The following is a 2,460-nucleotide window of genomic DNA, read 5'->3' on the forward strand; positions in this document are numbered from 1 at the left end:
GGAGTGATGACCCGGCCCGGATACGACCCGGCCCGCGAGATCCTGGCCGAGGCGCCGGACGGCCGCATCGGCGCCTACACCGTCTACTGGGTCGACGAACGCAACGGCCTGGGGCACTTCGAACCCGTCGGCACCCACGAGGCCTTCCGCCGCCTCGGCCTGGCCCGGGCGGTGATGGCCGAGTCCATGCGGCGCATGGCGGAGCTCGGCCTCCGCCGGGTGACGGTCAACCACGACGCCGAGAACCTCCCGGCCGCGAAGCTGTACGGCGCACTGGGCTTCACCCGCGAGTGCCGCACCCACGGCTATCGCCGGGCGAAGGCCCAGGACTCGATGTCGCGATAGCGGATCGGGCCGGGACCCCGGCCGTAATTGCTGCCGACGAGATGAAGGCGCTCGGCCGGCCAGCGGCGGCCGGTGAAGCCCGCGAGCCCGGCGGCCGCCTCCCGTACGGACGTCGCATCGTCGCGGCGGGCGCGGGCGAGCGTCAGATGGGGGCGCAGCGGCCGGTCCTCGAAGGGGATGCCGCACTCCTTGACGACCGTCCGCACCTCGGTGGCGAGCGCGTGCAGTCCGTCGAGGTCGCCGTCGATCCCGCTCCACAGCACCCGGTCGTCGAAATGCCCGCCGCCGCGCAGCGCCAGCTCCAGGGGCTTCCGTGCCGCCGCGATCTCCGCCAGCGGCGGCCGCAGCAGGGGGACGGTCTCCACCGGGAGCTCCCCGAGGAACGCCAGCGTGATGTGCCAGTCCTCGATCCGGTTCCACCGCATGCGCGGGTACGCCTCGTACGCCGGGCGCAGCGCGCGCGCCAGCTCGTCCTTCGCGTCGTCGGGCGGGGCGAGCGCGACGAACACGCGCACGGTCGCGGCCCGCGCCCTGTCGTCGTCACCGGACTCCGTACCCTGCCCGGGCGCCTCAGCCATCTTCCGTTCCCTACCCACCATCTGTCCCGCAACCGTCGGAGGCGAGGGTACGCGGTACCCCGGACACCACCGACGCAGGGGACCCCGGCCCGGCCCCGAACCTCCCCGACACCGCATCAGGGGCGCCCGGCGGTCGACGCGCCCCCGTGCGCTCCCCCACGGGGGTGGTTCCCCGGGGCCAGTGGGGCGCAGCGCGGCACGGCCCGCGCGGACGCGCGGAGCTCAGGGCCGAAGCTGTGCGCTGTTCCCTGTTCACCTGCGAAGACGGAGGTTCGTCCACCCATGACCCACGCACTTCTCAGACCGTCGGCATGGCGCCGCAGACCGGGCGGGAGGGCCGCGGCGCCGGTCGCGCTCGGGCTCGCGCTCGTCCTGGCCCTGCCCGGCACGGCCTTCGCGGCCCCCGGCGACCTCGACCCGACCTTCGGGAACGGAGGCCGGGTGACGACCCCCGTCACCAACTACGCGGAGGGTCACGACATCGCACGGCAGGGCGACGGCAAGCTGGTCGTGGTGGGGACGAGCGAGGGCGGCTTCGCGCTCACCCGCTACAACATCGACGGCAGCCTCGACACCACCTTCAGCGGCGGCACGGTGACCAGCGACTTCGGCGGCGGCTCCCACTCGGCCAACGCCGTGGCGATCCAGCCCTCCGACGGCAAGATCGTCGTGGCGGGCACCACCGAGGTGCTCGCCGAGGAGGGCGGAGGCTGCTGCTTCTTCTCCGTGGCCCGCTACAACACCAACGGCTCCCTGGACACGAGCTTCGGCAACGGCGGCCTCGTGCGCGTCGACGAGTTCGGCGGCTCCGCGGACGGCTCCGACATCGCCGTGCAGCCGGACGGCAAGATCATCGCCGCGGGCAAGCCCGGTGGCGACGGCTTCGCGCTCGTACGCCTCGACACCTTCGGGAACTTCGACCCGAGCCTCGGCGGTGACGGGACCGTGGTCGCGGGCTTCACGTCCACCTCGCCCCAGGGCGGCGGCGGCATCGCGCGGAGCATGGCCCTCCAGCCGGACGGCAAGATCGTCGCGGTCGGTTACGTCGGCAACACCGCCTTCGACATCGGCGTGGCCCGCTACAACAGCAACGGCACGCTCGACACGACCTTCAGCGGCGACGGCATGGTCACCGCCGACTTCGGCGGCACCGAGTTCGGCAACGCCGTCGCGGTGCAGCCCGACGGCAAGATCCTCGCCGCGGGCTCCGGCGGCCTCGGCTACGCCCTGCTCCGCTACAACGCCGACGGCACCCCCGACGCCGGATTCGGCACGGCCGGACGGACCTCGGTCGCCTCCCCGGGCGACGGCGGCCTCGCGTACGCGATGGCGCTCCAGCAGGACGGCAGGATCGTGCTCGCCGGCCGGGCCACCGACCCCAACAGCTCCGAGAGCAACGATTTCGGTCTGGTCCGCTTCCAGCCGAACGGCACCGTCGACACGGGCTTCGGCGGTGACGGCTTCGTGGTCACCGGCTTCAACGACTTCGACGAGGCCCGCGGGGTGCTCGTCCAGCCGGACGGCAAGATCGTCGCGG

General features: G+C 73.4%; 2 protein-coding genes and 1 pseudogene. 2 read left to right on the forward strand and 1 reads right to left on the reverse strand.

What is annotated here, in order from left to right:
- Positions 1-345 (forward strand): N-acetyltransferase (locus CCN56_RS27325; RefSeq protein WP_218779456.1); only part of this gene is annotated, 345 nt, incomplete at its 5' end.
- Here the strand turns inward: CCN56_RS27325 and thpR are convergent.
- Complete coding sequence (thpR, locus tag CCN56_RS27330; protein WP_086830617.1) at positions 306-923, reverse strand: RNA 2',3'-cyclic phosphodiesterase; 618 nt, start codon at positions 921-923, stop codon at positions 306-308. The two genes, CCN56_RS27325 and thpR, sit on opposite strands and share 40 nt — an antisense overlap.
- Before the next feature lie 282 nt (positions 924-1,205).
- Here thpR and CCN56_RS27335 point away from each other — a divergent pair.
- A pseudogene (locus tag CCN56_RS27335) lies at positions 1,206-2,460 on the forward strand (calcium-binding protein); the annotation flags it as partial.

The sequence above is a fragment of the Streptomyces sp. NRRL B-24572 genome (genome assembly GCF_002156145.1).
Classification (GTDB): Bacteria; Actinomycetota; Actinomycetes; order Streptomycetales; family Streptomycetaceae; genus Streptomyces; species Streptomyces vietnamensis.

What these genes read in the sequence shown, in the direction of transcription:
- thpR (WP_086830617.1), bottom strand. Translation starts at nt 923, where the DNA reads ATGGCTGAGGCGCCCGGGCAGGGTACGGAGTCCGGTGACGACGACAGG.